The organism is Dactylosporangium sp. CA-092794 (assembly GCF_050948465.1).
GTDB lineage: Bacteria > Actinomycetota > Actinomycetes > Mycobacteriales > Micromonosporaceae > Dactylosporangium.
Genome location: NZ_CP192044.1, coordinates 5082940 through 5105872 on the forward strand (window position 1 = coordinate 5082940; position 22933 = coordinate 5105872).

Below are 22933 nucleotides of genomic sequence, written 5' to 3' on the forward strand. Positions count from 1 at the left end.
CGGCGCAGGGGGCGGCGAACAGCCGTGTGCGGCACCCGGGCAGGCCGGGTGCCGCGGCGCACGGATCGCGGCATCAAGCGTCGGACCGCATCAACCGGTAGGCGGCACCGCCCAGCGCCAGCGCCGTCCAGCCGAGCAGCACCAGCAGACCGGCCCCGGCCGACAGCATCCCGGGGGCGGGTACCAGCGCGAAGATCGACTCACCGGCATTGCTGGGCAGGTACTGGGAGATGTCGTCCCGCCAGGATGCCGGCAGCAGCGACATCAGCCCGGGCACCAGCAGGAACGTGCCGACCAGCGCGGAGATGCCGCCGGCGGTGGAACGCAGCAGCGCGCCGAGCGCGACCCCGGCGACGCCGACCAGACCCAGGTAGACACCCACGCCGAGCAGGCTGCGCACGACGCCGCTGTCCGAGATGGTCATCGCGATGGGGCTGCCGGACAGGACCGCACTGCCGATCAGGAACGCGGCGAACGCACCCACCACGCCGGCCACGAAGGCCAGCACACCGTAGACGGCGGCCTTGGCCCACAGCACCGGCAGCCGGGTCGGTACGGCGGTCAGCGTCGAGCGAATCATGCCGGTCGTGTACTCACCGGAGGCCGTCAGCACCCCGAGCACACCGAGAGCGAGCAAGGCGAACGGCACCCCGAACAGCGAGAGGCTCAGCGTCGTCGCGCGGGCGAAGTCCGGATCCGCCGGCTGGCCGGAGGTGCTCATCACCTTGTAGCGCACCGCCGCGATCGTGCCGAACGCCAGCAGGAACAGCAATCCCAGGCTCAGCGTGATCCAGGTCGACCGCAGCGACCAGAGCTTGGCCCACTCGGAGCGGAGCACCCGCCGGCCGGTGACCTTGCCCGCATACTGGGCCGGGCGCGTCGGCGCGGGCCGAACCTCGGTGACGATGCTCATGCCGCCCTCACCGGAGTGCTCGCGCCGTGGTACTCCACCGCGTCCCTGGTCAACTCCATGAATGCCTCCTCCAGGGAAATCGTCCTGGCACCCAGTTCGAACAGGGCGATGCCGTGCTCTGCCGCCCGCAGCCCGACCTCGCGCGCCGACAGGCCGGTCACGCTCAGCCGCTCCGCGCCCGGCTGGCCGGCGACCTGCACACCGGGGCCGGTCAGGACGCCGCGCAGCCGGGCCGGGTCGGCGCTGGCGACCACCACCGTGTCGCCGCCCACCTGCCGGACCAACTCCTGCACGGTGGTGTCGGCCAGGACCCGCCCGCGCCCGACCACGATCAGGTGGTCAGCGACCAGCGCCATCTCGCTCATCAGGTGCGACGAGACGAACACGGTGCGGCCCTCGGCCGCCAGGCCGGTCAGCAGATTGCGGATCCACTGCACGCCCTCCGGGTCGAGTCCGTTGACCGGCTCGTCCAGCATCACCGTCTGCGGGTCCCCCAGCAGGGCGGCGGCGATGCCGAGGCGCTGTCCCATGCCGAGCGAGAACGCGCCGGCCCGCCTGCGGGCCACCGACTGCAGCCCGGTCATCTCGATCACTTCGTTCACCCGGACCCGGGAGATGCCGTGCGTGTACGCGAGGGCCATCAGGTGGTCGAACGCCGACCGGCCGGGATGGATCGACCGCGCCTCCAGCAGCACGCCCACCTCATGCAACGGCGCGGTGTGCTTGGCGTACCTGCGGCCGTTCACCGTCACCGTCCCGGATGTGGGAGCGTCAAGCCCGATGACCATCCGCATGGTGGTCGACTTGCCCGCGCCGTTGGGCCCCAGGAAGCCCGTCACCGCCCCCGGACGGACCGTGAAATCCACGCCGTCGACCGCGATCTTCTCCCCGTACCGCTTCGTGAGCCGTCGCGCCTCAATCATCGCTCTCCCTCGCAGAACCATACGTCCTGCTCACGACGCTAGAGCCGGGCCCGGGGCGATCCGTCATACCGCGGGCCGATCCCCGGGCGAGGCTGTAGTACCGCGGTACCCCACGCTCTGCGCCGTTCGCCACGGCGCACTACGCCGTCAGGCGCCCGCGCCGCCGTCGACCGGGATGACCGCGCCGGTCACCATTGAGGCGCGGTCGCTGAGCAGCCATGCGGCCGCCTCGGCGACCTCGTGAGGCTCGGCCATCCGTCCGAGCGGGATCGTCGCCGTCATGTGCTCGACGATGCCGGGGGTCGCCGCTTCCCACGTGTCGATCATCTCCGTGGACGTGCCGCCGGGGGTGAGGCCGTTGACCCGGATGCCGTGCGGGGCCCAGCTCACGGCGGCGGTCTCGGTGATGCTGTTGAGTGCGCGTTTCATGGCGCCGTATGCGGGGAGGGCGGGGTTCGCGCGCCGGCTGCCGATGCTCGAGGTGTTGACGATCGCCCCGCCACCGTGCTTTCGCATGAGTGCGGCCTCGGCGGTCATGGCGGTCCAGTGCGAGCGGAAGTTCACCGCGAACTGCTCGTCGATGTCCTCGTCGGTCGTGGTGTCGAGCGGGCCGAACCCCTGCTGGGGGACCGCACCGTTGTTGAAGGCGCCGTCGAGCCGTCCGTGCAGTTCCTCGACGCGGTCGACGGCGGCGCGGATACCGGCCCGGTCGGCGAGGTCCAGGGTGACGGCGTCGGCGACGCCGCCGTCGGCGCGGATCTCGGTGACAATCCGCTGGAGGGCGTCGGTGCCGCGGGCGGCGAGCACGACGGCGGCACCCTCGCGGGCGAAGAGCCGGGCCGCGGCCGCCCCGATGCCGCGGCTGGCGCCGGTGATGAACACGACCTTGCCGGTGAGCAGGCCGATCGGTGCGATGTCGGTGGTGTTTGCCATGACGACAATGTCAGCCCGGTCCGCGGGCCGCAGGCAGGCACAGACGGTACCAGGATCCGCCGCCACGCCGCGTGCAGACTTGGGGTATGGACAAGCAGCAGCTCGGGGCGTTCCTCCGGAGCCGCCGGGAGCGGCTGCGGCCGGAGGACGTCGGCCTGCCCTCGGGCCCGCGGCGCCGGACGCCGGGTCTTCGCCGCGAGGAGGTGGCGGTCCTCGCGCACATCTCCACCGAGTACTACGTCCGCCTCGAACAGGGCCGGGCACCGCGGCCGTCGGGCGAGGTCCTCGCCGGGATCGCCGGCGCGCTGCGGCTCATGGACGCCGAGTCCGATCACCTCCACGTCCTCGCGGGCACCGCGCCGAGCCGCACCGGACTGCACCGGCGCGACGTCCGCCCGAGCATCCTCGCGCTCCTCGAACGGCTGCCGCAGACCGCCGCGTTCGTGATGTCCGCCGCGTTCGAGGTGCTCGCCTGGAACGACCTCGCGGCGGCCCTGATGGAGGACTTCGCCGGGCTCGCCCCGGCGGACCGCAACCTCGCACGGAAGGCGTTCCTCGGGCCGGCGCGGCCCGACGCGACCCTGTACGGGATCCCCGACGACGCCGAGTTCCGGCACGGCGTGGTCATGGAGCTGCGTGCCACGCTCGCCCGGTATCCGTCGGATCCCGCGGTGATCGCCCTGGTCGAGGAGCTCCGCGGGGGCAGCCCCGAGTTCGCCCGGCTGTGGGAGCGACATGACGTGCACGCCGCGCCGATGCTCACCAAGACCTTCCGGCACCCGGCGATCGGGGAGATCACCGTCGACTGCGACTCCCTGACGCTCACGGACCGCGACCAGCACCTCGTGCTCTATACCGCGCCACCGGGATCCCGGGACGCGGAGGCGCTAGCTCTCCTGAACGTGCTGGGACCCGAGAGCATCGACGCGACCAGACCGCGCTGACGAAGCCGGGTCCCGGGTGACGTCGGTGGCCCAGCTGGCCAGAATGGGCAGTATCCGGGCCGTCGGAGAGCCGGGTTCGACGGTGTACACGACGAGGTGCTGGCCGGCGAGGTGGGGCGCGGTGACGATCTCGATGCCGAAATCGAGGACGCCGGCCTCGGGATGGACGATGCGTTTGGACACCGAGGCGTAGTCGCGCACGGCATGGTCCTGCCACCAGCGGGCGGCATCGGGGTCGCTGTCCAGCAGGTCGCGGACCTCGTCGGCGAGCTGCCGGTCGTGGGGCCGCCGGCCGACCTCCAGGCGCATCGCCGCGATCGACCGGGCGCCGAACTCGGCCCAGTTGACGATCCGCTCGCGGGCCAGGGGATCGCGGAACAGGAAGTCCATGAAGGACGAGCCGGGTGGCAGGGGGCGGCCGAGGACCGCCTGCAGCAGCGCGTTGCGGGCGAGCACCTCCGAGCGCTGGCCGAGCAGCAGCACGGGGACGTGGTCCAGGGCCACGGCCAGGCGCAGCAGTCCGGGGTCGGGCCGTTGCACCTCGGGTGCCGGGGCTCGTTGCCGGGACGTCGGGGCGGCGAGGTCGCGCAGGTGCGCGGCCTCGACGTCGTTGAGCCGCAGCGCCCGGGTCAGGGCGGTGAGCACGGACTCGGACACCGCCGACTGCCGGCCCTGCTCCAGCCGGCTGTAGTGGTCGGTGCTCAGGCCCGCGAGCATCGCCAGCTCCTCCCGGCGCAGCCCCGGCACGCGCCGGGCGCCGGGGAACGCGTCGATGCCGGCCTGGGCGGGCGTGAGCCGGTCCCGGCGGGCCCGCAGAAAGGCGCCGAAGGCCGAACGATCCTGACTCATGGCGCCACGGTACGTCGGGCAAACCTCCGGTGCCTGGTCACGCCGTGCCCAGGCAAGCCTCGCACTGGCAGGTGCCCGGCGGTCCACGGACAAATGGTGGTCATGACCAACGCACAGGTACTTCCCTTCGGCGGCCGGACCGCGATCGTGACCGGCGCGACCAGCGGCATCGGCGCCGCCATCGCCCGGCTGCTCGCGGCCCGGGGCGCCCACGTGATCGTCAGCGGCCGCGACGCCGGGCGCGGCGAGGAGGTGGCGGCCGGGATCCGCGCGGCGGGCGGCAAGGCCGACTTCGTCGCCGCCGACCTGGCCGGCGACGCCACCACGGTCCGCGAGTTCGCCGCCCGGGCGACGGCGGCCGCCGGCGGGCGGGTGGACATCCTGGTCAACAACGCCGGCATCTATCCCGCGACGGCCACCCCGGACCTCTCCGACGCCGACCTCGACGCGATGCTCGCGATCAACATCCGCGCGCCGCACGTGCTCGTCGCCCAGATCGCGCCCGGCATGGCGGAGCGCGGCGCCGGGGTCATCGTGACGATCGGGTCGTGGATGGCCGTCGTCGGCAGCCCGTTCGCCGCCCTGTACACCGCCACCAAGGCCGCCGACGAGCAGATGACCCGCGCCTGGGCCGCCGAGTTCGGCCCGCGCGGGGTCCGGGTCAACGCGGTCGCGCCGGGCGTCACCCTGACACCCGGCAATGAGAGCGCCCGCCCGATCATCGACCTGATGACCGCCGCGACCCCGGCCGGCGTCCCGGTCGCGGCCGAGGACATCGCCCACGCCGTCGCCTTCCTCGCCTCCGCCGAGGCCCGCATGATCCACGGCACCACCCTGTACGTCGACGGCGGCATCACCACCACCCGGCTCGCGCCGTAAGTACCGCGCCCTACTCTGGCCCCCGCGGGGCACGGCGGAGCGACCGGAAGTCTCCGCGCAAGGGGGGCGCATGGCGAACAAGTGGGCGGGGCTTGCGGCACTGCTCGCGGGGTTCTTCGTCATCCTGCTCGATACCACGATCGTGGCGGTCGCGAGTCCGAGCATCCAGGAGGATCTCAAGCCGGACGTCTCGGTCTTGTTCTGGGTGACGGCAGGATATCTGCTGGCGTTTTCCGTCCCACTCCTCGTCGCCGGGAGGCTCGGCGACCGGTACGACCCCAAGCGTGTCTTCCTCGCGGGGATGGGCGGCTTCGCGATCGCCTCCGCGTTGTGCGGGCTTGCCCCCTCCGTGGGCTGGCTCGTTGCCTTCAGGGTTGCCCAAGGTCTGGCGGCGGCCGCGATGACTCCTCAGCCGCTCACGCTGATCAGGCGGTTCTTCGCCGAAGGCGAGCGCGGACGCGCGCTCGGCGCGTGGGGCTCGGTCGCGGCGGCCGGCACGCTCTTCGGTCCGATCCTCGGGGGACTCTTGACGGCATCGCTTGATTGGCGGTGGATCTTCTGGGTCAACGTCCCCCTGTGCTGCATCGCACTGCTCATGGGAGTGCGATGGATTCCCCGCAGTCCGGCGCAGGTGGCGCGGCTGGACCTGTTCGGGGCGGTGACGAGCACCACCGGCCTCGGTCTCCTCGTTTGGGCACTGCTCGCATGGAGCGATGCCCCGGTACCCGCGATCATTGCCGCGGTCGCCGTTTCGGCGGCACTGCTGTCCGTCTTTGCCATCCACGAGTCGCGAATGGGCTCCACGGCGCTCGCGCCCCTGGCGCTCTACCGCTCGTCCGGCTACCTCGCGGCGAGCATCGCGATGGCGGCGCTCGGCACGGCAGTCATCGCGATGGCGCTGCCTACCATGCTGTATTTGCAGCAGACGCGGGGCCTTGGGCCGATGGAGGCGGCCCTGGTGATCACGCCGGACGCCGTCGTCGCGGCCGCGTTGTCCCCCGTCGCCGGCCGGTGGATCGACCGGGTCGGACCACGACGTCCGGCAATGACGGGCATGGCGTTGCTCGCGGTCAGCCTGGTACTCATCGGACTCGTCGTCGTCGTGAACATCAACCCGTGGTGGGTGGCGCTCGGCGCTACGGTACTCGGAATCGCCAACGCCGTGGCCTGGTCACCCCTGTCGGCGACCGCGATCGCGTCCGTCGAGCCGGCAGCGGCCGGCGCCGCCTCGGGAATGTTCAACGCCGTGCGCCAGGCCGCGACGGTGGCCGGGGTCGCGATCGTCGGAGCGATCCTGGCCGGGCTGGGATCGACTCCGGCTGTCGCCTACGGCCTGGTCTTCGCGCTGCTGACGCTCATCGCGGTCGTCGGCGTCGCCGCCACGGCCCGGCTACCCGCCGCGCGGGCCCGGGTGGCGGTGGCGGCTTCCGACGCCTCCTGGAAGTCGACGATGGCCCCGCCGTAGTCCCTCGCCCAGTTCGTCAGGACCTCGATGGGCTCGACGAGGGTCCGGCCGAGGTCGGTGAGGCTGTACTCGACCCGCCGTGGCGCTTCGGCCTGGCGTTCGACCAGACCGTACTGCTGGAGCCGGCGCAGCGTCTGGGTGAGGACCTTGCGCGAGATGCCGCCGATGAGGTCGACGAGCTCACCGTGCCGGCGAGGCCGTTGGCTGAGTCCGAAGAGCACGAGCACGGCCCACTTGTCGGAGATGATCTCGACCGCCAGCCGCGTGGGGCAGTCGGCAAGGAAGGCTGGTCCAGCCGTGTTCTGCATAAAAGTCGAAGGTACCAGGAGGTAACCCACGGCTCCGTAACGTCGTCCGCGAGCACCGAAACAGCACCGAATGCGGAGGAGTCACCATGCCACGAGTCGTCGTGTTCGACGAGTTCGGCGGGCCGGATGTCATGCACGTCGTCGAGGAGCCGGTCGTCGGGCCCGCGGCCGGCGAGGTACGGGTCAGGATCGAAGCGTTCGCCGTCAACCCGCTCGACCAGATGATGCGTTCCGGCACCTCGCCCGCGGTCATCCCGCTGCCACACGCGCGCCTCGGCGTCGAAGGAACCGGGGTCATCGACGCGCTGGGCCCCGAGGTCACCGGGCTGGAGATCGGCGATCCGGTCATTCTGGCGGCCATTCCGGACGCGAGCGTCAGGGGCAGCTACGCCGAGTACACCACGGTCCCCGCGAGCCGGGTCGTCGCCCGGCCGGCCGGGCTCGGCATCACGGAGGCGGCGGCGATCTGGGTCGCGTACTCCACCGCCTACGGCGCGCTCGTCGAGAAGGCGAGGATGCGGCCCGGTGACCACGTCCTCATCACCGCCGCGTCCGGCGGCGTCGGCCGGGCGGCGATGCAGATCGCCAATCAGATCGGCGCCGTGCCGATCGCCATCACCCGGCACACCGCGAAGCAGGACGACCTGCTCGCCGCCGGCGCCGCCGCGGTCATCGCCACCGACCACGTGGACGTCGCCGAAGCCGTCCGCCACCACACCGGCGGGACCGGCGCCGACATCGTCCTCGACGTGGTCACGGGCCCCGGCCAGCAGGATCTCGTGAAGGCGGCCCGCCCCGGCGGTACCCTGGTCGCCGCGGGCTTCCTGGACCCCCGGCCCACACCCTTCCCGACCGGCGCGCCGCTCACGATCTTCAGCTACCGGAGCTTCGAGCACACCCTCGACGCCGTCGTGGTGCGGCGCATGGCGGCCTTCCTGAACGCCGGTGTGCGCCTCGGCGCACTGCGGCCCGCCGTCGACAAGGTGTTCACCCTCGGCGACGTGGCCGAGGCACACCGCCACCTCGAGCAGGGGCTCCACGCCGGGAAGATCGTCGTCACGGTCTAGCCGCTCACGGGTGCGCGGGGTCCGCGCCGGGGAGCGGGATCTCCACCCGCAGGCTGGTTCCGCCCCCGGCCGGGCTGTCGAGGAGGAGCCGGCCGCTGAGCGCCTCGACGCGGTCCTTGAGGCCGACCAGGCCGGTGCCGCGGGTGAAGTTCGCGCCTCCGACGCCGTCGTCGCGGACGGCGACCAGTAGGGCGCCGTCCGCGGTGCCGACGGTGACGGTGACGTTCGACGCGTGGGCGTGTTTGGCCGCGTTGGTCAGCGCTTCGGCGACGATGTAGTACGCGCTGATCTCGACCGGCTCGGGGAGCGGGACCTCCGCGGGCATGTCGAGGTGGACCGGGACCGGCGAGCGGCGGGCGAGCGCGCGCAGGCCCGCGCCGAGGCCGCCCTCGGTCAGGATCGCCGGATGGATGCCGCGCGCGATCTCGCGCAGTTCCTCAAGGGTGTCGCTCACCCCGTTGACGGCCCGGTCGAGCTGTGCGCCGAGGTCACCGAGTCCGGGTGGCATGGCGTCCTGCAACGCGCGGAACTGCAGGGCCAGCGCGACCAGTCGTTGCTGGGCGCCGTCGTGCAGGTCGCGCTCGATGCGCCGGCGCGTCTGGTCGGCCGCGGCGACGATCCGCGCCCGCGATGTGGTGAGCTCGGCCCGGCTCTCGGCGTTGGCGATGGCGGTGGCGACGAGTTCCGTGAAGTCCGCCAGCCGTTGTTCGGTGTCCTGGGAGAGCAGCTCGCCCTGTGACGTGACACCCATGGCGCCCCAGACCTGGCCTTGGACCACGATCGGGCTCGCGATCCCGGAACGGTCGCGCGCGGCCTGGCCCGTGACCTGCACCGACGCGATGGCGGAGTGGGCGTCGGGCTTGCCGCGCCAGCCCGGTGCGGAGCGGTCGAGCCGGTAGCTGCCCATTACCGTCACCTCGCGGTCCGGCTCGAACCGCACGATCGCCGTGGTGCCGGCGCCGAACAGCGCGCCGACCTCCTCGGCCACCGCGGCGAACACGAGATCGGGCAGCGCACCGCGGGCCACGAGCGTCGCCACCCGGCGCAGCGCCGCCTGCTCGCCGGCGATCCGGCGGAAGCCGGCGTACAGCTGGGCGTTGTCGAGCGAGACGGCGAGCTGGCCGGCGATGAGCTTGACCCCGTCGAGCCGTTCGGTGGCGAAGGCGTCACGGAGCAGGCGGTTCTCGATCAGCAGCACGGCCTGCACGGTGTCGCGGCTGACGATGGGCACGGCCACCAGCGAGCAGCGGGCGACGCCGGTGAAGTAGGGGTCGTGGGCGAAGCGGTCGTCGCGGGTCGCGTCGCCCACGACGAGCGGGGCCCGCAGCCGCCGGGAGTAGCTCAGCACGGACATCGGCGCCACGGGTTCGTGGCCGGTGCCGCCGACCGGGACGACGCCGCCGGCGCCGGGCGCGGGGGCCAGCCACGCCTGCCGGTCCTCGCTCCACAGCAGCAGGCGGACATCGGTGGCGCCGGTCATCGCGCTCAGCACGTGCGCCACCCGAGAGCGCACGCCCTCGATGCTGGTCTCCGAGCTCAGCGCCTGTGACGCGGACAGGATGCCGAGGAGATCGATCGTTCCGGTCGTGACGGTGGAGCGGCGGTGGGGCAACTCGGTTTCCGGCCCGGTGACCGCGCCGGTTCGTGGCCGCAGGCTCGGGTGTGCCCAGTCGAGCTGTTCGACCTTCGCCGTCGCGCCCCACGAGAGGTAGTCCTGGCGGGCCTCGGCGAGCAGATCGGAGCCGACGTTCTCGATGCCGTGGGCGAGGTAGCAGCGCGCCGCGCGTTCGGTGATCAGGGCCCGGTGCCATGGGCGGTGGCGCTGGGCGACCTCGCGCCGGGCGGCGTCGAAGCCGAGGGCGGCGCCGCGGAAGTCCCCGACGGCCCAGGCCCGCTCCGCCTCGAGCAGCCGCACCAGGTGCTGGAAGTTCGCCGGCGCGTAGGCGGCCCGGGTGTCCAGCCACCGCGTCACGTCGTCGAGGTCGGCCAGCCTCGCGTCGCGCTCGGGGCAATCAGCGGCCCGGGCCTGCTCGGCGAGGGCGAGTCCGTGCACCAGGCGCGCCAGGGCGGTCGCGTACAGGCCCTGGGCGCCGGCCGGCAGCAGCCGCATCGCGGCCGCGGCGTGCCGCCGCAGGGCGGCCTGGTCGTCGAGGAGGGCGGCCGCGACCGCGCTGGTGAGCTCCACATGCAGCAGTGTCTGCGGGCTCTCGGCGTACCGGTCGAAGGGGAGCGCGTGGTCGGCGGTGGTGGTGGTCTCGCCGCGCAGCACGCCGGCCAGCCACCGGTAGGTCGAGAGCAGCTGGACGGTGTGTTCGTTGCCGGTGCGGTGCGCGAAGGCCAGTCCGGTCTCCACCTCGGTGACGTAGACGTCGAGCGACGGCGCGCATTCCAGCAGGCCGGAGGCGACCGCGTAGTGCGCGTATCCGGCGTTGGCCAGGTCGCCGCCCGCGAGCAGCCCCTCGCACGCCCGCCGGGCCGCGTCGACGCTGCTCTCGATCGGCTCGAACCAGCAGCTCAGCAGGGAGAGCAGGAAGCGGGTCTGCGAGATTTCGGGCTCATCGCCGCGGGCCTCGGCCAACGCCAGGACCCGCCGCAGCGACCGGGACCCGGCGGCGTAGTCGCCGCGCGTCGACACCGCGGCGAAGCCGGCGTGGCTGATCGGGCCGAGCATGGCCCGGGCGGGACCGCGCTCGGTCCACATCCGCAGCGCCTCCAGGCTCATCCAGCCGGCCATGACGTGATCGGCGACGACGAACAACGTCGGCAGCAGCGCGTTGATCAGGCCGCTCGCCGCGAGCAGCGCCGGGTCGGTGAGGTCCGGCCGGTCCAGCTCGGCGGCCCCGTCGGAGTGGTCGAGCCACCGGTACAGGTCGTCGAGGCGCCGGTCGAGCTCCATCGGGAGCCGCTCCGTGGCCGGGGCGACGATGCCGAGGTCGCGCAGCGACCCGAGACACAGCCTGATCGCCTCCGCGAAACGGTTCCGGTGGGTCAGGCTCCGGGCCTGCACGATCGTCGCGTTCGCGAGGTCCGCGGCGTTGCTGCACAGCCCCTCCAGGATGTGGTACTCCTCGTCCGCCTCTTCCAGGCGCCCCAGGCTGTACAGCGCGGCGTGGCGACGTGTGTGTACCTCGACGAGCGCGGCGGTCTGGTCCGGCTCGATCAGCCGCAGCGCGGCGGCCAGCAGCGAGTTCACCAGCGTGTAGTCCCCGATCAACGCCGCCTGCCCGGCGGCGCTGCGCAGCAGCCCCGCCACCCGGCGCCGCTCCGCGGGATCGTCGGTCGCGTCGGCCACCGGCAGGTACTGCTCGGCCGCGACCGGGAACAACTCGGGCACGGCGGCGAGCCGCCGGGCCATCGCCAGCCGCAGGGCGCGCAGCCGCGGCGGGTGCAGCCCGTGCAGGATCACCTCGCGGAGCCGGTCGTGGCGGAACCGCACCGCCGGATCCGGACCGGGCTCGACCACCAGGACGCCGTCCTCGATGGCGGGCGCGAGCCGCCGTTCCACCTCGGCCGCCGGCTCGGCCGTGGCCGTTTGCAGCAGGCCCAGCTCGGCCCGCCCGCCGAGGCACGCCATCGCCTCCACCATCCGCTGGGACGCCGCAGGCAACGCGTCGACCCGCGTCGCCAGCAGCCCGGCGACCTCGGACCGGCCGAGGTGAGTGTGCACGGCCGCGGTATCCCACCGCCAACCGGCGGCCGTGGCGGTCAGCAGGCCGTCGCGGCGCAGCGCGTTGAGCAGCTCCACGATCTCGTACGGGTTGCCCGAGGTGCACGGCTGGATCAGGTCGGCCAGGCCCCGCGCCGCCGCCTGGTCGACGCGGAGCATCTCGGCGACCATGAGGGCGCAGCCGCGCGCGGGCAGGTTGGTCAGCCGGAGGTACCGCACGCCGGTGTGGTCGCGCCAGCGGGACAGCGGCGCCGCCGGCGACTGCGCGGCGTTCGCGTCGTCGTCGCGGTACGCCCCGACCACCAACAGGCCGTCGATGCGCTCATCGCCGAACAGGAGGTCGATCACGCCGAGCGGCGTGCGCCCGGCCCACTGCAGGTCGTCGAGGAACACCACGATCGGGCGCCGCGGCGAGGCGAGGGCGCGGAGTGTCTCGACGGCCGTCCGCTGGGCCCGCAGCTGCGCGGTCAGCGGATCGCCCGCATCGGGCGGCACCGCCAGCAGCGCCGCGAACTCCGGGTTCAGCGCGGTCAGCAGACCCGCGTTCGGCCCGACCGTCTCCAGGATCCGGACGCGAACCTTGCCGAGCTCGTCCTCCGGCCCGGACAGCGACAGCCGGCCCAGCGCGCGAAGCACCTGATGGACCCCATTGAACTCCAGATCCCGCCGGTACTGGTCGAACTTGCCGGTCACGAACCAGCCGTCCCGGCCCGTCACCACCGTTCGCAGCTCGTTGACCAGCGCGGTCTTGCCCACACCGGGCGCGCCGCCGATCAGCACCCCACGGCACCGGCCCGTCAGCGCATCCGCGAACGCCGCCTCCAGCGCGGCGACCTCGGCGTCGCGGCCCACCAGCCGCGACGGCGGCAGCAGCCGCAGCGGTACGTCGCACGCGCCGACCGCCGCCTGGCCCGGGCCGGCGTCCCGCAGCCGCCGCAGGTCGTGGAGCAGGCCGTCCGCGCTCTGGTAGCGGTCGTCGGGCTCCTTCTCCAGCAGGTGCATGACGATCTCGGACAGCGGCACCGGCACGGCCGGGTTCACCTGCGCGGGCGGCGCCGCCATGCGGGCCAGGTGGGCGTGGGTGAGCTGGAGCGGGTCGCCGGAGCCGAACGGCGGTGTGCCGGTTGCCAGCTCGTACAGGGTCGCGCCCAGCGCGTAGAGGTCGGCGCGCTGGTCCACGGATCGGCCGGTGCGGCCGGTCTGCTCGGGTGCCAGGTAGGCCAGCGTGCCGATGATCTCGGCGTAGTGCGTGAACTCCGGGCGGATCTCGCCGAACGACGTCGCGAGGGCGAAGTCGGCCAGGCAGGGGGCGCCGTCCGGCGAGACCAGGACGTTCGCCGGTGTGATGTCGCGGTGCATCACCTGCCGGTGGTGCATGCCGGCCACCGCGCGGGCGAGGTGCAGGGCGATCCGGATCAGCTCGTCCGCGGGAAGCGGCTTGGCCAGGCCGGCCAGGGTGGTGTCGCCCGCGTCGGCGAGCATGATCCAGTCGGGGTGGTGCGACGCCTCCGCGAGCTGTACCACGCCGGTGACGCCGCGCAGCCGCTCCAGCATTGCCCGTTCATGCCGCACCCGCCGCCGCGCGTCCGGCCCCAGCGGCTCCTTGCGGATGATCGGGTGCCCGGCGACGAACAGCCGAGTGACGCGCGTGCGGTTGCTCTCGTGCACCGTTTCGCCTCGGACTGGCGGGTCCCGGCCTGTTCGCATGCGACGCCCTCCGCTCCACCGCCCCGCGTGCCACGCCCACCCTCCATCCTCCCGCGCGCGCGACAATTCGGTACATCCGGAGAAATCGGCACGTGGTCCGTCTGCCGGCGGGCGTCCCGCTACCCGGCGAAACCCACCACGCGTGACGGTGCCGGTTGGTCGCGACCGGATACGACTCGGTATTCACTTACGAGGTCACGATGGCTTGTATGTACACAAGCTCGGCTCTACTGTGTTACCGACCTCATGCGTATGGAAATTCACAAGATGGGACCGGTTCGGGCAGAGGGGCCGATCGACATGCAGCTCACGCAGACACCTCACAACGCGGCGCACGGTGACCCGGGCCGGATCCCGCCCGCGTCCGGTCCGGTCGTGGGGCTCGGCTTCCATGCCTCCTTCGACACGTTGCGCGCCACGGCCGCGGCGGTGGAGGAGGCGGGCGGCAACGGGTTCTTCGTCTCCGAGGCGGATCACGACGCGTTCGTCATGCTCACCGCCGCGGCGGAGCACACCCGGCACGTCACACTCGGCACCGCCGTGGCGATCGCGTTCGCCCGCACACCGATGTCGCTGGCCTACACCGCACACGACCTGCAGCGGCTCAGCGGCGGACGCCTCGTCCTGGGACTCGGCACGCAGATCGCGCCGCACGTGGTCAAGCGGTTCGGAATGCCCTGGTCCCGCCCGGCGGCCCGGATGAAGGAATACGTCGCGGCGTTGCACGCGATCTGGGGTTCCTGGCAGGCGGGCACGAAACTCAGCTTCGAAGGCGACTTCTACACCCACACCCTGATGCCCCAGGCGTTCTCGCCCGGTCCGCTGGACGGGCCCGTCCCGGCGATCTGGCTCGCCGGAGTGGGTCCGAAGATGGTCGAGGTCGCCGCCGAGGTGGCCGACGGCCTGTTCCTCCATCCGATGACCTCGGCCGACTACCGCGACCAGGTCATGCTGCCGTCGGTTGACGCCGGCCGTGCCGCGGCGCGACGCTCCGGTCCCTTCGCCGTCGCGGCGATGGCGACGGTCGCCACGGGTCGCACCGACGAGGAGATCGCCGCCTCGGTCGCGCTCACGAAGCGTCAGATCGCCTTCTACGCCTCGACGCCGGCGTATCTCCCGGTGCTCGCCCACCACGGCTGGGAGGAGCTCCACCACGCGGCGAACGAGGGCATGCGGCGCGGCGACTACCTCACCCTTGGCGAACTCGTCGATGATGTGGTACTCGAAACCTTCGCCATCGTCGGCGATCCACGGCAGGTTGCCGAGCGCTTGCGAGAGCGGTACCAGCCAGTGGATCAGGTCATCCTCACCATGCCCTTCCAGGACGCCGCGGCACAGGCGGCCGCCCTCGAGATCCTCGCGCTCTGCCGACACTGACGAAAGGCCGGCCATGACAACGACCACCCTCGCCACGGCGAACTTCGACCACCTGCTCGTCCGGGAGGCGGAGAACGGGATCTTCGTGGTCACCCTCAACCGGCCGGAGCGGCTCAACGCCCTCCATGACGCGCTCTGGGACGAACTGGACTCGCTGTGTGCCGTGCTCGAGCGCGACCCGTCGGTCCGCGTCGTCGTCCTCACGGGCGCCGGACGCGGCTTCTGCGCCGGCGCGGACCTGGACACGATCACGGCGCTGCCGGGCGGCACCGTCACGGACTTCATGCGCATCCAGGAGAAGGGCGCGAACGTCATCGCGCGGGTGAAGCGGCTTCCGGTCCCCGTGATCGCCGCGGTCAACGGACCCGCCGCCGGCGGTGGCCTGGCCCTCGCACTCGCCGCGGACGTCCGGATCGGCGCACCGGAGGCGCGGTTCAACGTCGCCTTCGTCCGGCTCGGCCTCAGCGGCTGCGACGTCGGCGTCTCCTGGCTGCTCCCGCGGGTCGTCGGGCTCGGCCATGCCTCGGAGCTGATGCTGACGGGTCGCCTGATCGACGCCGCGGAGGCCTACCGCATCGGGCTCGTGAACCGCGTCATGGCGGCGGACGATCTCGTGCCCGCGGCACTGCGGCTCGGCCGGGAGATGGCGGCCAACAGCCCGTTCGCGTTGAAGCTGACCAAGGAGGGCCTGCAGCTCAACGTCGACGCCAACTCGATCGAGGCGGCGATCGCCCTGGAGAACCGTAACCAGGTCCTCGCCTCCCGCACGCAGGACGCTCCGATCGCCATGGCGGCGTTCGTCGCCAAGACCACCCCGGCGTTCACCGGGCGCTGAGGCGGCCCTTCAGCCGTTGCCCGGTTTGCGCCGCTTGGTGGCCGCGAGCGCCTCGGCCATGGCCGATCGCGCCGCCCCGGTCAGCGCGCCGATCGCCTGTGCCCGGGCCTCGGCATCCAGATGGTCACGCAACGATGAGCCCGCGCCGGCGTTGAGGAGTCGCTTGCTGGCCTGCACGCCATAGGCCGGGTGCCCGGCCAACGCCGTCGCGAGGTCCGTTGCGGCGGCGAGCGGGTCCGCGCTGATGCCCGCGGCGAGCCCGGACGCGACCGCCTCCTCGGCGTTGAGGACTCCGGCGGAGAAGAACAGGTGTGCGGCACGGCCGTGCCCGATGATGCGGGGCAGCAGCCAGGAGAGCCCGAAGTCCCCGACCGTCATCCCCAGCCGCAGGAACGGGGCCGAGAACCTGGCGTCGGGTCCGACCACGCGAACATCGGCGGCGGCGGCGAACGCGAACCCGGCTCCGACCGCGTGCCCCTGGACGGCGGCGACGACCGGCTGCGGGATCGTCCGCATCGCCCACGTGACGGCCGCTCCCGCCGCCATCCCGGCCTGGGTCGCCTCCACGGGATCCGCGATCGCCGGGTCGGCCAGGCCGGCTTCCAGGTCGAGGCCGACGCAGAACGCGCGCCCCTCACCGGCCAGCACCACGGCGCGGACGTCGTGCCGGTCGCCCAGGCCGAGCAGGGCGTCCCGAAGCTCGACCAGCAGCCGGTGGGTGATCGCGTTCAGCCGACCGGGCCGGGCCAGCGTCACCCTCCCGACGCCGTCGCGCACGTCCACCCGCACGGTGCTGCCAGTCTCGTGTGCTGTTCCAGTCGCCATGGCTACTTTATATCAGCCAACATGGACTTGAACGACTGACGTAGAGAAGAGCATACTGATTCGACTCGCCGAGAACGGTCTCGCCGGGTGCTGCCAAGAAGAGGAGATGGCATGCCCGAGAACAAGGCAGTGGTCGCCGGCGTCGGGATGATCCCGTTCGCCAAGGCCGGCCACAGCGACCCGTATGACGTCATGGGCGCCGAAGCCGCTCGCCGCGCCCTCGCCGACGCCGGCGTCGAGTACAGCGCCGTCCAGCAGGCCTACACCAGTTACATCTACGGCGACTCGACCGGCGGGGAGAGGACCCTCTACCGCGTCGGCATGTCCGGCATCCCGATCATCAACGTCCACAACAACTGCTCCTCGGGTTCCACGGCGCTGTTCCTCGCCCGGCAGGCCGTGGAGAGCGGTGTCGTCGACGTCGCGCTCGCGCTCGGCTTCGAGCAGATGGAGGCCAACGTCGAGGGCAGGTGGCCCGAGCGGCCGCACCCCCTGGAGGAGTTCGTCAAGGTCGTGCTCGCCAAGCAGGGCATGCCCGAAGGGGGGATCCCCGGCGCCGCCTTCTTCTACGGCGCGGCGGGTGACCAGTATGTCGAGGAGCGCGGTATCGACCCGTCGGTCTTCGCGCACATCACCGTCAAGAACCGCCGCCACGCCGCGAACAACCCCTACGCCGTCTTCCGCGACCCGCTCACCGTCGAAGACGTCCTCGCGTCGCGCCGGATCTCAGGCCCGCTGACGAAGTTCCAGTGCTGCCCGCCCACCTCGGGTGCCGCCGCCGCGGTCGTGGTGTCGAAGGAGTACGCGAAGCGGCACGGCCTGCGCAGCGACGTGGTGATTGCCGCCCAGGCGATGGCCACCGACTTCCCGACCACGTTCGAGGGCGACATGAAGCGGCTCATCAGCTACGACATGACGGCCGGCGCCTCGAAGGAGGTCTACGAGCACAGCGGCATCGGCCCCGAGGACGTCCGCGTCGCCGAGCTGCACGACTGCTTCACCACGCACGAGTTCCTCATCTACGAGGCGCTCGGCCTCACCCCGGAGGGGACGGCCGAGAAGTTCGTGCTCGACGGCCAGAACACCTATGGCGGCAAGGTCGTCGCCAACCCCTCCGGCGGCCTGATCGCCAGGGGCCACCCGATCGGCGCCACCGGGCTCGCGCAGTGCGCGGAGCTCGTCTGGCAGCTGCGTGGACAGGCGGAGGGCCGCCAGGTCGAGGGTGTCACCACCGCCCTCCAGCACAACGTCGGTCTCGGCGGCGCGGCCGTCGTGACGATGTACCAGAAGGTGGATGCCTGACGTGGGAAAGCTCGAAGGTAAGTCCGCACTCGTCACCGGGGCCGGCCGCGGCATCGGCCGCGCGATCGCGTTCAAGCTCGCCTCGGAGGGCGCATCCGTCGTGATCAACGATCTCGACACCGAACCCGCCGTCGAGGTGGTCGAGAAGATCAACGCCTCCGGCGGCCGAGCCGTCGCGGTTCCGGGCAGTGTGACCGCCGAGGGGTTCGCCGACCGGATCATCGGTGCGGCCGTGGAGAGCTTCGGCGGCATCGACATCATCATCAACAACGCCGGCTACACGTGGGACAACGTGATCCAGAAGATCACCGACGAGCAGTGGCACGCCATCGTCGACCTGCACCTCAAGGCGCCCTTCGACATCCTGCGTGCCGCCCAGCCGGTCATCAGCGCCGCGGCGAAGCGGGAGAAGGCGCAGGGCATCGTGGTCCACCGCAAGGTGGTCAACATCTCCTCGGTGTCCGGCCTCCACGGCAGCTCCGGCCAGGCCAACTACTCGGCCGCCAAGGCGGGCATCGTCGGTCTCACCAAGACCCTCGCCCACGAGTGGGGCCGCTACAACGTCAACGTCAACTGCGTCGCGTTCGGCTTCATCGAGACGCGGCTGACCGCGCCCACCGGCGTGTCGACGATCCAGGTCGAGGGACACGAGATCAAGGTCGGCGTGCGGCCCGAGGCCATCGAGGGGCTCAAGATGCTGATTCCGCTGGGCCGGCCGGGCACGCCCGAAGAGGCCGCCGGTTCGGTGGTCATGCTCACGTATCCCGAAGCCGACTTCGTCTCCGGCCAGGTCATCACGGCCGCCGGCGGCTACGAGTACTGACGTCGAGTAGGGATCTGATGAGTACAGACAACGGCATCACCGACTTCGAAGGGCGAGTCGCCTTCGTCACCGGCGGCGCACGCGGCATCGGTCTCGGCATCGTCCGGGCCCTGCTGCGCCGCGGCGCGAACGTCGCCATCGCCGACATCAGTGGCGACGCGCTCGAGCGGGCACGGGACAGGCTCGGCGTGTCGCCGGACCGGCTGCGGGGCTACCGCCTCGACGTCACCGACCGTGAGCAGTACGCCGACGTCGCCGCCCAGGTCCGCCGCGACCTCGGCGAGGTGTCGCTGCTGTTCAACAACGCGGGCATCATCGACTCCGTCAGCCCCAGCAAGCTCTCGTACGCGATGTGGGACTACGTCATGGGGATCAACCTCGACGGCGTCTACAACGGGATCCAGACGTTCGTTCCCGGGATGCTCGCCTCGCCACGCCGCTGCCACGTCGTGAACACCGCCTCCGAGGCGGGCCTTGTCGAGGCGGGTTCCGGGTTCCTCTACCACGCGAGCAAGTACGCGGTGGTCGGCTTGAGCGAGTCGTTGCGCCGGGAGCTGGCGCACTTCGGCGTCGCGGTCTCGGTCCTCTTCCCCGGGCCGGTCGCGACCGACATCGTCGAGAACACGCGGCGTCTGCGGCCGGACACCGCGCCGGCCCACTCGGAGCGGGTCACCCAGATCCTCGACACCGCTCACCGGATCCTCAACGAACAGGGTGCCTCTCCCGACGGCGTCGGCGAGCTGGTCCTCGACGCGGTCGAGACGAACGCGCCCTATATCGCCACCCGCAACGAGCTGGGGGAGTACCTCCGCCGCCGCAACGACGACCTGACCGCGGCCATGCGGCGCGCCGAGAGCTTCCTGGCGAGCTACGACACGACCGTGGAGCAGGCCGTATGACCCAGCGGCCCGCCGGCCGCAGGATCGCCACCCTAAGATCAACGCCACGCTGAAGGTTTAAGATGGCCGCTGTGAGTTCCCGAGGACAACGCCGGATCGATGAGATCGGCGACGAGAGTCGCCGCCGCATCCTCGACGCAGCCGAAGAGCTGTTCGCCGAGCGCGGGTTCGACCGCACGTCCTTCGTCGACATCTCCGAGCGCTCGGGCATCAGCCGCGGCTCGATCCCGTGGCACTTCAAGAACAAGCACGGTCTGGTGATGGCCGTTGTCGAGCGCGCGCTCGAGCGCGCGGTCCGCGTCGAGCACTACCCGTCTCTGCCGACGCTGACCGAGCTGTTCGACGACTACGCCAACTGGGTGCGTGGCGGCAACTCGGCGCTGATGTTCATGATCCTGACCGAGGCCATGAGCAGCACGGGCGCCGTCCACCGCCAGTATCAGGAGTTCCTTGCCCAGCGGCGGCGCGGCGTCGGGCTCTGGCTGCGTGCGCAACGCCCCGAAGGTGTCGATCCCAAGATCGCGTCGAAGCGCGAGCGCGCCTTCGCGGCAGCGCTCACCGGAGCGCTCTACGGCATTCACCTGCATGCGCTCATCGACCCTGACGGCGTCGACCTCGACGAGGCCTTGCGGCTGATCGCCGCTCAGTTCGACAAGAACCGCGCCGACCTCTGGAACACCCTGCCGGCGCTCGACGACGCACCCCACAACGGCCGAAACGCGGGCAAGACCAGCGACTGATCCGGCCGCGCCGCCAACACCTTCTGAACTTCATCCCTCGGCCCTACTTTATGTCCGGTGACATAGAGTTGGTCCGCTTGATCCTACGATCGAGAGAGGTGCGATATGGATGCTGCGGAGATCGCGCAGATCCTGAAAGCCAGCCCGTCGGAACCGTTCGTGCGGACGATGGCCCGGCTCGCGGACGAGGACCCGGACTTCGTCGCCATCAGCCACGAGGACGACTCCATCACGCGTCGCGAGTTCGAGCGGCGTTCCAACCGGCTCGCCCGCGTCTACGCCGAGCAGGGCGTGAAGTTCGGCGACTACGTCGCCGTCTCGCTGCCGAACGGCATCGGCTTCTACGTCGCCTTCTTCGCGGTGCTCAAGGTCGGTGCGGTGCCGCTGCCCTTGTCGTACCGCCTGCCGATCGCGGAACGTCAGGCGATCATCGACCTCGCCGAGGCCGCACTCCTCGTCGGCGTGAACGAGGGGGACCACCCCGGGTATGCCGCGCTGCCGGCCGGGTTCGAGCCGGACGCCTCGGTGAGCGACGCGCCCCTGCCCGAGGTCGTCTCCCCGGCGTGGAAGGCGCCCACGTCCGGCGGCAGCACGGGACGCCCCAAGATCATCCGGGCCGGCGCCGGCGCCGAGGCATCGCCGGCGATCAACCAGATCGTGTTCCGCTACACGTCCCAGGACACCCAGGCCGTGGTGACGCCGCTCTACCACAACTCGGCACTGGGGATGTCCGTCGGCGGCCTGCTGCTGGGTCAGCACATCGTGGTCATGAACAAGTTCGACGCCGAGCAGACGCTGCGGCTCATCGAGAAGCATAAGATCACCTGGCTGATGCTCGTGCCCACGATGATGCACCGCATGTACCGGGTGATCGAGGCCGGCGGGAAGTATGACCTGTCGTCGATCCGGGCCCTGCTGCACCTGGCATCCAAGTGCCCCGAGTGGCTGAAGGAGAAGTGGATCGAGCTGCTGGGCCCGGACAAGATCCTCGAGATCTACGGCGGCACCGAGTCGGTCGCGATCACGCTCATCACCGGCAGCGAGTGGCTGCAGCACCGCGGCTCGGTCGGCCGGCCCTTCGTCGGCGACATGAAGGTCCTCGACGCCTACGGCAACGATCTGCCGGCCGGCGAGATCGGCGAGATCTACATGAAGAGCGACGACGGCCTCGGGCCCGCCTACGAGTACGTCGGTGCCGAGACCAGGTCGATCAACGGGTGGGAGACCCTCGGCGACCTGGGCTGGATGGACGAGGACGGCTACCTCTACATCAGCGACCGGCGCGTCGACATGATCGTCAGCGGCGGCGCGAACGTCTACCCCGCCGAGGTCGAGAGCGCGATCGACCAGCACCCCAAGGTGCTCTCGTCGGTCGTCGTCGGTCTGCCCGACGACGACCTCGTCCAGCGGGTCCACGCCTTGGTGGAGGCCGAGCCCGGCACGACCGCGCAGGAGATCCTCGACTTCCTCGCCGACAAGATCGTCCGCTACAAGATCCCGCGTTCCATCGAGTTCATCGACCGGCCGTTGCGGGACGACTCCGGCAAGGTGCGCCGCAGCCAGATGCGCGACGCCGCAATCGAGAGGATGAAGAGCAATGCCTGAGACCGCCTTCGAGCGGATCCGCTACGACGCTCCCGTCGATCGGGTCGCACGCATCACGCTGGCGCGCCCGGAGATGCGCAACGCGCAGGACTACCAGATGCTCCACGAGCTCGACCGCGCGTTCCAGCAGGCCACACTCGACGACGAGGTCCGGGTCATCATCCTGGCGGCCGACGGGCCGCACTTCTCCGCGGGTCATGACCTGACCAACACCGCGACCGGCGCCGACTTCGAGCCGCACTGCATGACCGGTGGGTACCTCCAGCCCGGCCAGGCCGGGGGCATGGCCAACGAGGAGGAGTTCTACCTCGGGATGTGCTGGCGCTGGCGCAATGTGCCGAAGCCGACCATCGCCCAGGTCCAGGGCAAGGTGATCGCCGGCGGCCTGATGCTGGTGTGGCCGTGCGACCTCATCATCGCCAGCGAGGACGCGACCTTCGCCGACCCGACCGTCGCCCTCGCGGTCAACGGGCACGAGTACCACACCCACACCTGGGAACTCGGCGCCCGCAAGGCCAAGGAGATGCTCTTCCGCGGCAACGCGCTCACCGCCCGCGAGTGCGAGAGCCTCGGCATGGTCAACCACGTCGTCGCCCGCGACGACCTCGAGCGGTTCACCCTCGACCTGGCCGCCGAGATCGCCCAGCGCCCCGCGTTCGGCCTGAAGCTGGCCAAGATGTCGGTCAACGGAGCACTGGAGGCCCAGGGTCAGTTCAACGCGCTCCGCCACGCGTTCGCCCTGCACCAGACCGCCCACGCCAACGCCCGCGCGGTCTTCGACGGCATCCCCGTCGACCCGTCCGGCATCGAGGTCATGCGGCAGCTCTCCAAGCGCGGCTAGTCACCCGCCCGCCCCGGATCACGGAAACGGC

The 22933-nt window shown here is 71.5% G+C and carries 18 protein-coding genes and 1 pseudogene; 12 read left to right on the top strand and 7 right to left on the bottom strand.

Features of this window, described 5'->3' with window-relative positions; translation table 11 throughout:
• Positions 1–73 precede the first annotated feature (73 nt).
• The 3 genes from ACQPXD_RS21945 to ACQPXD_RS21955 all read right to left on the bottom strand — a co-directional run bounded on the left by ACQPXD_RS21945 (position 74) and on the right by ACQPXD_RS21955 (position 2769).
• Entirely contained in the window at positions 74–913 is an 840-nt protein-coding gene (locus ACQPXD_RS21945) for an ABC transporter permease (RefSeq protein ID WP_432841351.1), read from the bottom strand.
• Positions 910–1836: an ATP-binding cassette domain-containing protein gene (locus ACQPXD_RS21950; RefSeq protein WP_432841353.1), complete on the bottom strand. Its 927-nt coding sequence runs from the start codon at positions 1834–1836 to the stop codon at positions 910–912. The genes ACQPXD_RS21945 and ACQPXD_RS21950 overlap by 4 nt, the downstream gene beginning before the upstream one ends.
• Before the next feature lie 147 nt (positions 1837–1983).
• Positions 1984–2769: an SDR family NAD(P)-dependent oxidoreductase gene (locus ACQPXD_RS21955; RefSeq protein ID WP_432841355.1), complete on the bottom strand. Its 786-nt coding sequence runs from the start codon at positions 2767–2769 to the stop codon at positions 1984–1986.
• 86 nt (positions 2770–2855) lie between these two features.
• Between ACQPXD_RS21955 and ACQPXD_RS21960 the strand changes: the two genes are divergently transcribed.
• Positions 2856–3713, top strand: a complete 858-nt coding sequence (locus tag ACQPXD_RS21960; protein WP_432841357.1) for a helix-turn-helix transcriptional regulator — start codon at positions 2856–2858, stop codon at positions 3711–3713.
• On the opposite strand, the gene ACQPXD_RS21965 is transcribed toward ACQPXD_RS21960, so the two are convergent.
• Positions 3657–4562: a helix-turn-helix transcriptional regulator gene (locus ACQPXD_RS21965; RefSeq protein WP_432841359.1), complete on the bottom strand. Its 906-nt coding sequence runs from the start codon at positions 4560–4562 to the stop codon at positions 3657–3659. The genes ACQPXD_RS21960 and ACQPXD_RS21965 overlap by 57 nt on opposite strands.
• A 102-nt stretch (positions 4563–4664) precedes the next feature.
• On the opposite strand from ACQPXD_RS21965, the gene ACQPXD_RS21970 reads away from it, so the two are divergent.
• Positions 4665–5441, top strand: a complete 777-nt coding sequence (locus tag ACQPXD_RS21970) for an SDR family NAD(P)-dependent oxidoreductase (protein ID WP_432841361.1) — start codon at positions 4665–4667, stop codon at positions 5439–5441.
• Between the two features lie 70 nt (positions 5442–5511).
• Positions 5512–6906 carry an MFS transporter gene (locus tag ACQPXD_RS21975; protein ID WP_432841363.1) on the top strand — a complete coding sequence of 465 codons (1395 nt, stop codon included), beginning with the start codon at positions 5512–5514 and terminating at the stop codon, positions 6904–6906.
• Positions 6907–6959: 53 nt separating this feature from the next.
• Here ACQPXD_RS21975 and ACQPXD_RS21980 read toward each other — a convergent pair.
• Positions 6960–7214 (bottom strand): annotated as a pseudogene (locus ACQPXD_RS21980) (winged helix-turn-helix transcriptional regulator); the annotation flags it as partial.
• An 86-nt stretch (positions 7215–7300) separates the two neighbouring features.
• On the opposite strand from ACQPXD_RS21980, the gene ACQPXD_RS21985 reads away from it, so the two are divergent.
• Entirely contained in the window at positions 7301–8281 is a 981-nt protein-coding gene (locus ACQPXD_RS21985) for a zinc-dependent alcohol dehydrogenase family protein (protein WP_432841365.1), read from the top strand.
• Positions 8282–8285: 4 nt separating this feature from the next.
• On the opposite strand, the gene ACQPXD_RS21990 is transcribed toward ACQPXD_RS21985, so the two are convergent.
• Positions 8286–13616 carry an AAA family ATPase gene (locus ACQPXD_RS21990; RefSeq protein ID WP_432841367.1) on the bottom strand — a complete coding sequence of 1777 codons (5331 nt, stop codon included), beginning with the start codon at positions 13614–13616 and terminating at the stop codon, positions 8286–8288.
• A 339-nt stretch (positions 13617–13955) separates the two neighbouring features.
• On the opposite strand from ACQPXD_RS21990, the gene ACQPXD_RS21995 reads away from it, so the two are divergent.
• Both ACQPXD_RS21995 and ACQPXD_RS22000 read left to right on the top strand, forming a co-directional pair.
• The gene (locus tag ACQPXD_RS21995; protein ID WP_432841369.1) at positions 13956–15032 is read left to right on the top strand and encodes a TIGR03617 family F420-dependent LLM class oxidoreductase; all 1077 of its coding nucleotides are present in this window, start codon (positions 13956–13958) and stop codon (positions 15030–15032) included.
• A 13-nt stretch (positions 15033–15045) separates the two neighbouring features.
• On the top strand, positions 15046–15867 hold the full coding sequence (locus tag ACQPXD_RS22000) for an enoyl-CoA hydratase/isomerase family protein (protein WP_432841371.1): 822 nt from the start codon (positions 15046–15048) through the stop codon (positions 15865–15867).
• A gap of 9 nt (positions 15868–15876) precedes the next feature.
• On the opposite strand, the gene ACQPXD_RS22005 is transcribed toward ACQPXD_RS22000, so the two are convergent.
• On the bottom strand, positions 15877–16692 hold the full coding sequence (locus ACQPXD_RS22005; protein ID WP_432841373.1) for an enoyl-CoA hydratase/isomerase family protein: 816 nt from the start codon (positions 16690–16692) through the stop codon (positions 15877–15879).
• A 111-nt stretch (positions 16693–16803) separates the two neighbouring features.
• Between ACQPXD_RS22005 and ACQPXD_RS22010 the strand changes: the two genes are divergently transcribed.
• The 6 genes from ACQPXD_RS22010 (at position 16804) to ACQPXD_RS22035 (ending at position 22902) form a co-directional block, all read left to right on the top strand.
• Positions 16804–17994, top strand: a complete 1191-nt coding sequence (locus tag ACQPXD_RS22010; RefSeq protein ID WP_432841375.1) for a lipid-transfer protein — start codon at positions 16804–16806, stop codon at positions 17992–17994.
• The gene (locus ACQPXD_RS22015) at positions 17987–18817 is read left to right on the top strand and encodes an SDR family NAD(P)-dependent oxidoreductase (RefSeq protein WP_432841377.1); all 831 of its coding nucleotides are present in this window, start codon (positions 17987–17989) and stop codon (positions 18815–18817) included. The genes ACQPXD_RS22010 and ACQPXD_RS22015 overlap by 8 nt, the downstream gene beginning before the upstream one ends.
• 17 nt (positions 18818–18834) lie before the next feature.
• Entirely contained in the window at positions 18835–19716 is an 882-nt protein-coding gene (locus tag ACQPXD_RS22020; RefSeq protein ID WP_432841379.1) for an SDR family oxidoreductase, read from the top strand.
• A 71-nt stretch (positions 19717–19787) separates the two neighbouring features.
• The gene (locus tag ACQPXD_RS22025; protein ID WP_432841381.1) at positions 19788–20456 is read left to right on the top strand and encodes a TetR/AcrR family transcriptional regulator; all 669 of its coding nucleotides are present in this window, start codon (positions 19788–19790) and stop codon (positions 20454–20456) included.
• A 105-nt stretch (positions 20457–20561) separates the two neighbouring features.
• Positions 20562–22061 (top strand): AMP-binding protein, encoded by a 1500-nt coding sequence (locus ACQPXD_RS22030; RefSeq protein ID WP_432841383.1) that lies wholly within the window; start codon positions 20562–20564, stop codon positions 22059–22061.
• Positions 22054–22902, top strand: a complete 849-nt coding sequence (locus ACQPXD_RS22035; RefSeq protein WP_432841385.1) for an enoyl-CoA hydratase — start codon at positions 22054–22056, stop codon at positions 22900–22902. The genes ACQPXD_RS22030 and ACQPXD_RS22035 overlap by 8 nt, the downstream gene beginning before the upstream one ends.
• Positions 22903–22933: the final 31 nt, after the last annotated feature.

Bases quoted from the DNA above. Each gene is read 5' to 3' on its own strand.
- ACQPXD_RS21945 (WP_432841351.1), bottom strand. From the start codon at position 913: ATGAGCATCGTCACCGAGGTTCGGCCCGCGCCGACGCGCCCGGCCCAG.
- ACQPXD_RS22010 (WP_432841375.1), top strand. From the start codon at position 16,804: ATGCCCGAGAACAAGGCAGTGGTCGCCGGCGTCGGGATGATCCCGTTC.
- ACQPXD_RS21985 (WP_432841365.1), top strand. From the start codon at position 7,301: ATGCCACGAGTCGTCGTGTTCGACGAGTTCGGCGGGCCGGATGTCATG.
- ACQPXD_RS22000 (WP_432841371.1), top strand. From the start codon at position 15,046: ATGACAACGACCACCCTCGCCACGGCGAACTTCGACCACCTGCTCGTC.
- ACQPXD_RS22030 (WP_432841383.1), top strand. From the start codon at position 20,562: ATGGATGCTGCGGAGATCGCGCAGATCCTGAAAGCCAGCCCGTCGGAA.
- ACQPXD_RS22035 (WP_432841385.1), top strand. From the start codon at position 22,054: ATGCCTGAGACCGCCTTCGAGCGGATCCGCTACGACGCTCCCGTCGAT.
- ACQPXD_RS21970 (WP_432841361.1), top strand. From the start codon at position 4,665: ATGACCAACGCACAGGTACTTCCCTTCGGCGGCCGGACCGCGATCGTG.
- ACQPXD_RS21960 (WP_432841357.1), top strand. From the start codon at position 2,856: ATGGACAAGCAGCAGCTCGGGGCGTTCCTCCGGAGCCGCCGGGAGCGG.
- ACQPXD_RS21955 (WP_432841355.1), bottom strand. From the start codon at position 2,769: ATGGCAAACACCACCGACATCGCACCGATCGGCCTGCTCACCGGCAAG.
- ACQPXD_RS22005 (WP_432841373.1), bottom strand. From the start codon at position 16,692: ATGGCGACTGGAACAGCACACGAGACTGGCAGCACCGTGCGGGTGGAC.
- ACQPXD_RS22020 (WP_432841379.1), top strand. From the start codon at position 18,835: ATGAGTACAGACAACGGCATCACCGACTTCGAAGGGCGAGTCGCCTTC.
- ACQPXD_RS21995 (WP_432841369.1), top strand. From the start codon at position 13,956: ATGCAGCTCACGCAGACACCTCACAACGCGGCGCACGGTGACCCGGGC.
- ACQPXD_RS22015 (WP_432841377.1), top strand. From the start codon at position 17,987: ATGCCTGACGTGGGAAAGCTCGAAGGTAAGTCCGCACTCGTCACCGGG.
- ACQPXD_RS21975 (WP_432841363.1), top strand. From the start codon at position 5,512: ATGGCGAACAAGTGGGCGGGGCTTGCGGCACTGCTCGCGGGGTTCTTC.
- ACQPXD_RS21965 (WP_432841359.1), bottom strand. From the start codon at position 4,562: ATGAGTCAGGATCGTTCGGCCTTCGGCGCCTTTCTGCGGGCCCGCCGG.
- ACQPXD_RS21950 (WP_432841353.1), bottom strand. From the start codon at position 1,836: ATGATTGAGGCGCGACGGCTCACGAAGCGGTACGGGGAGAAGATCGCG.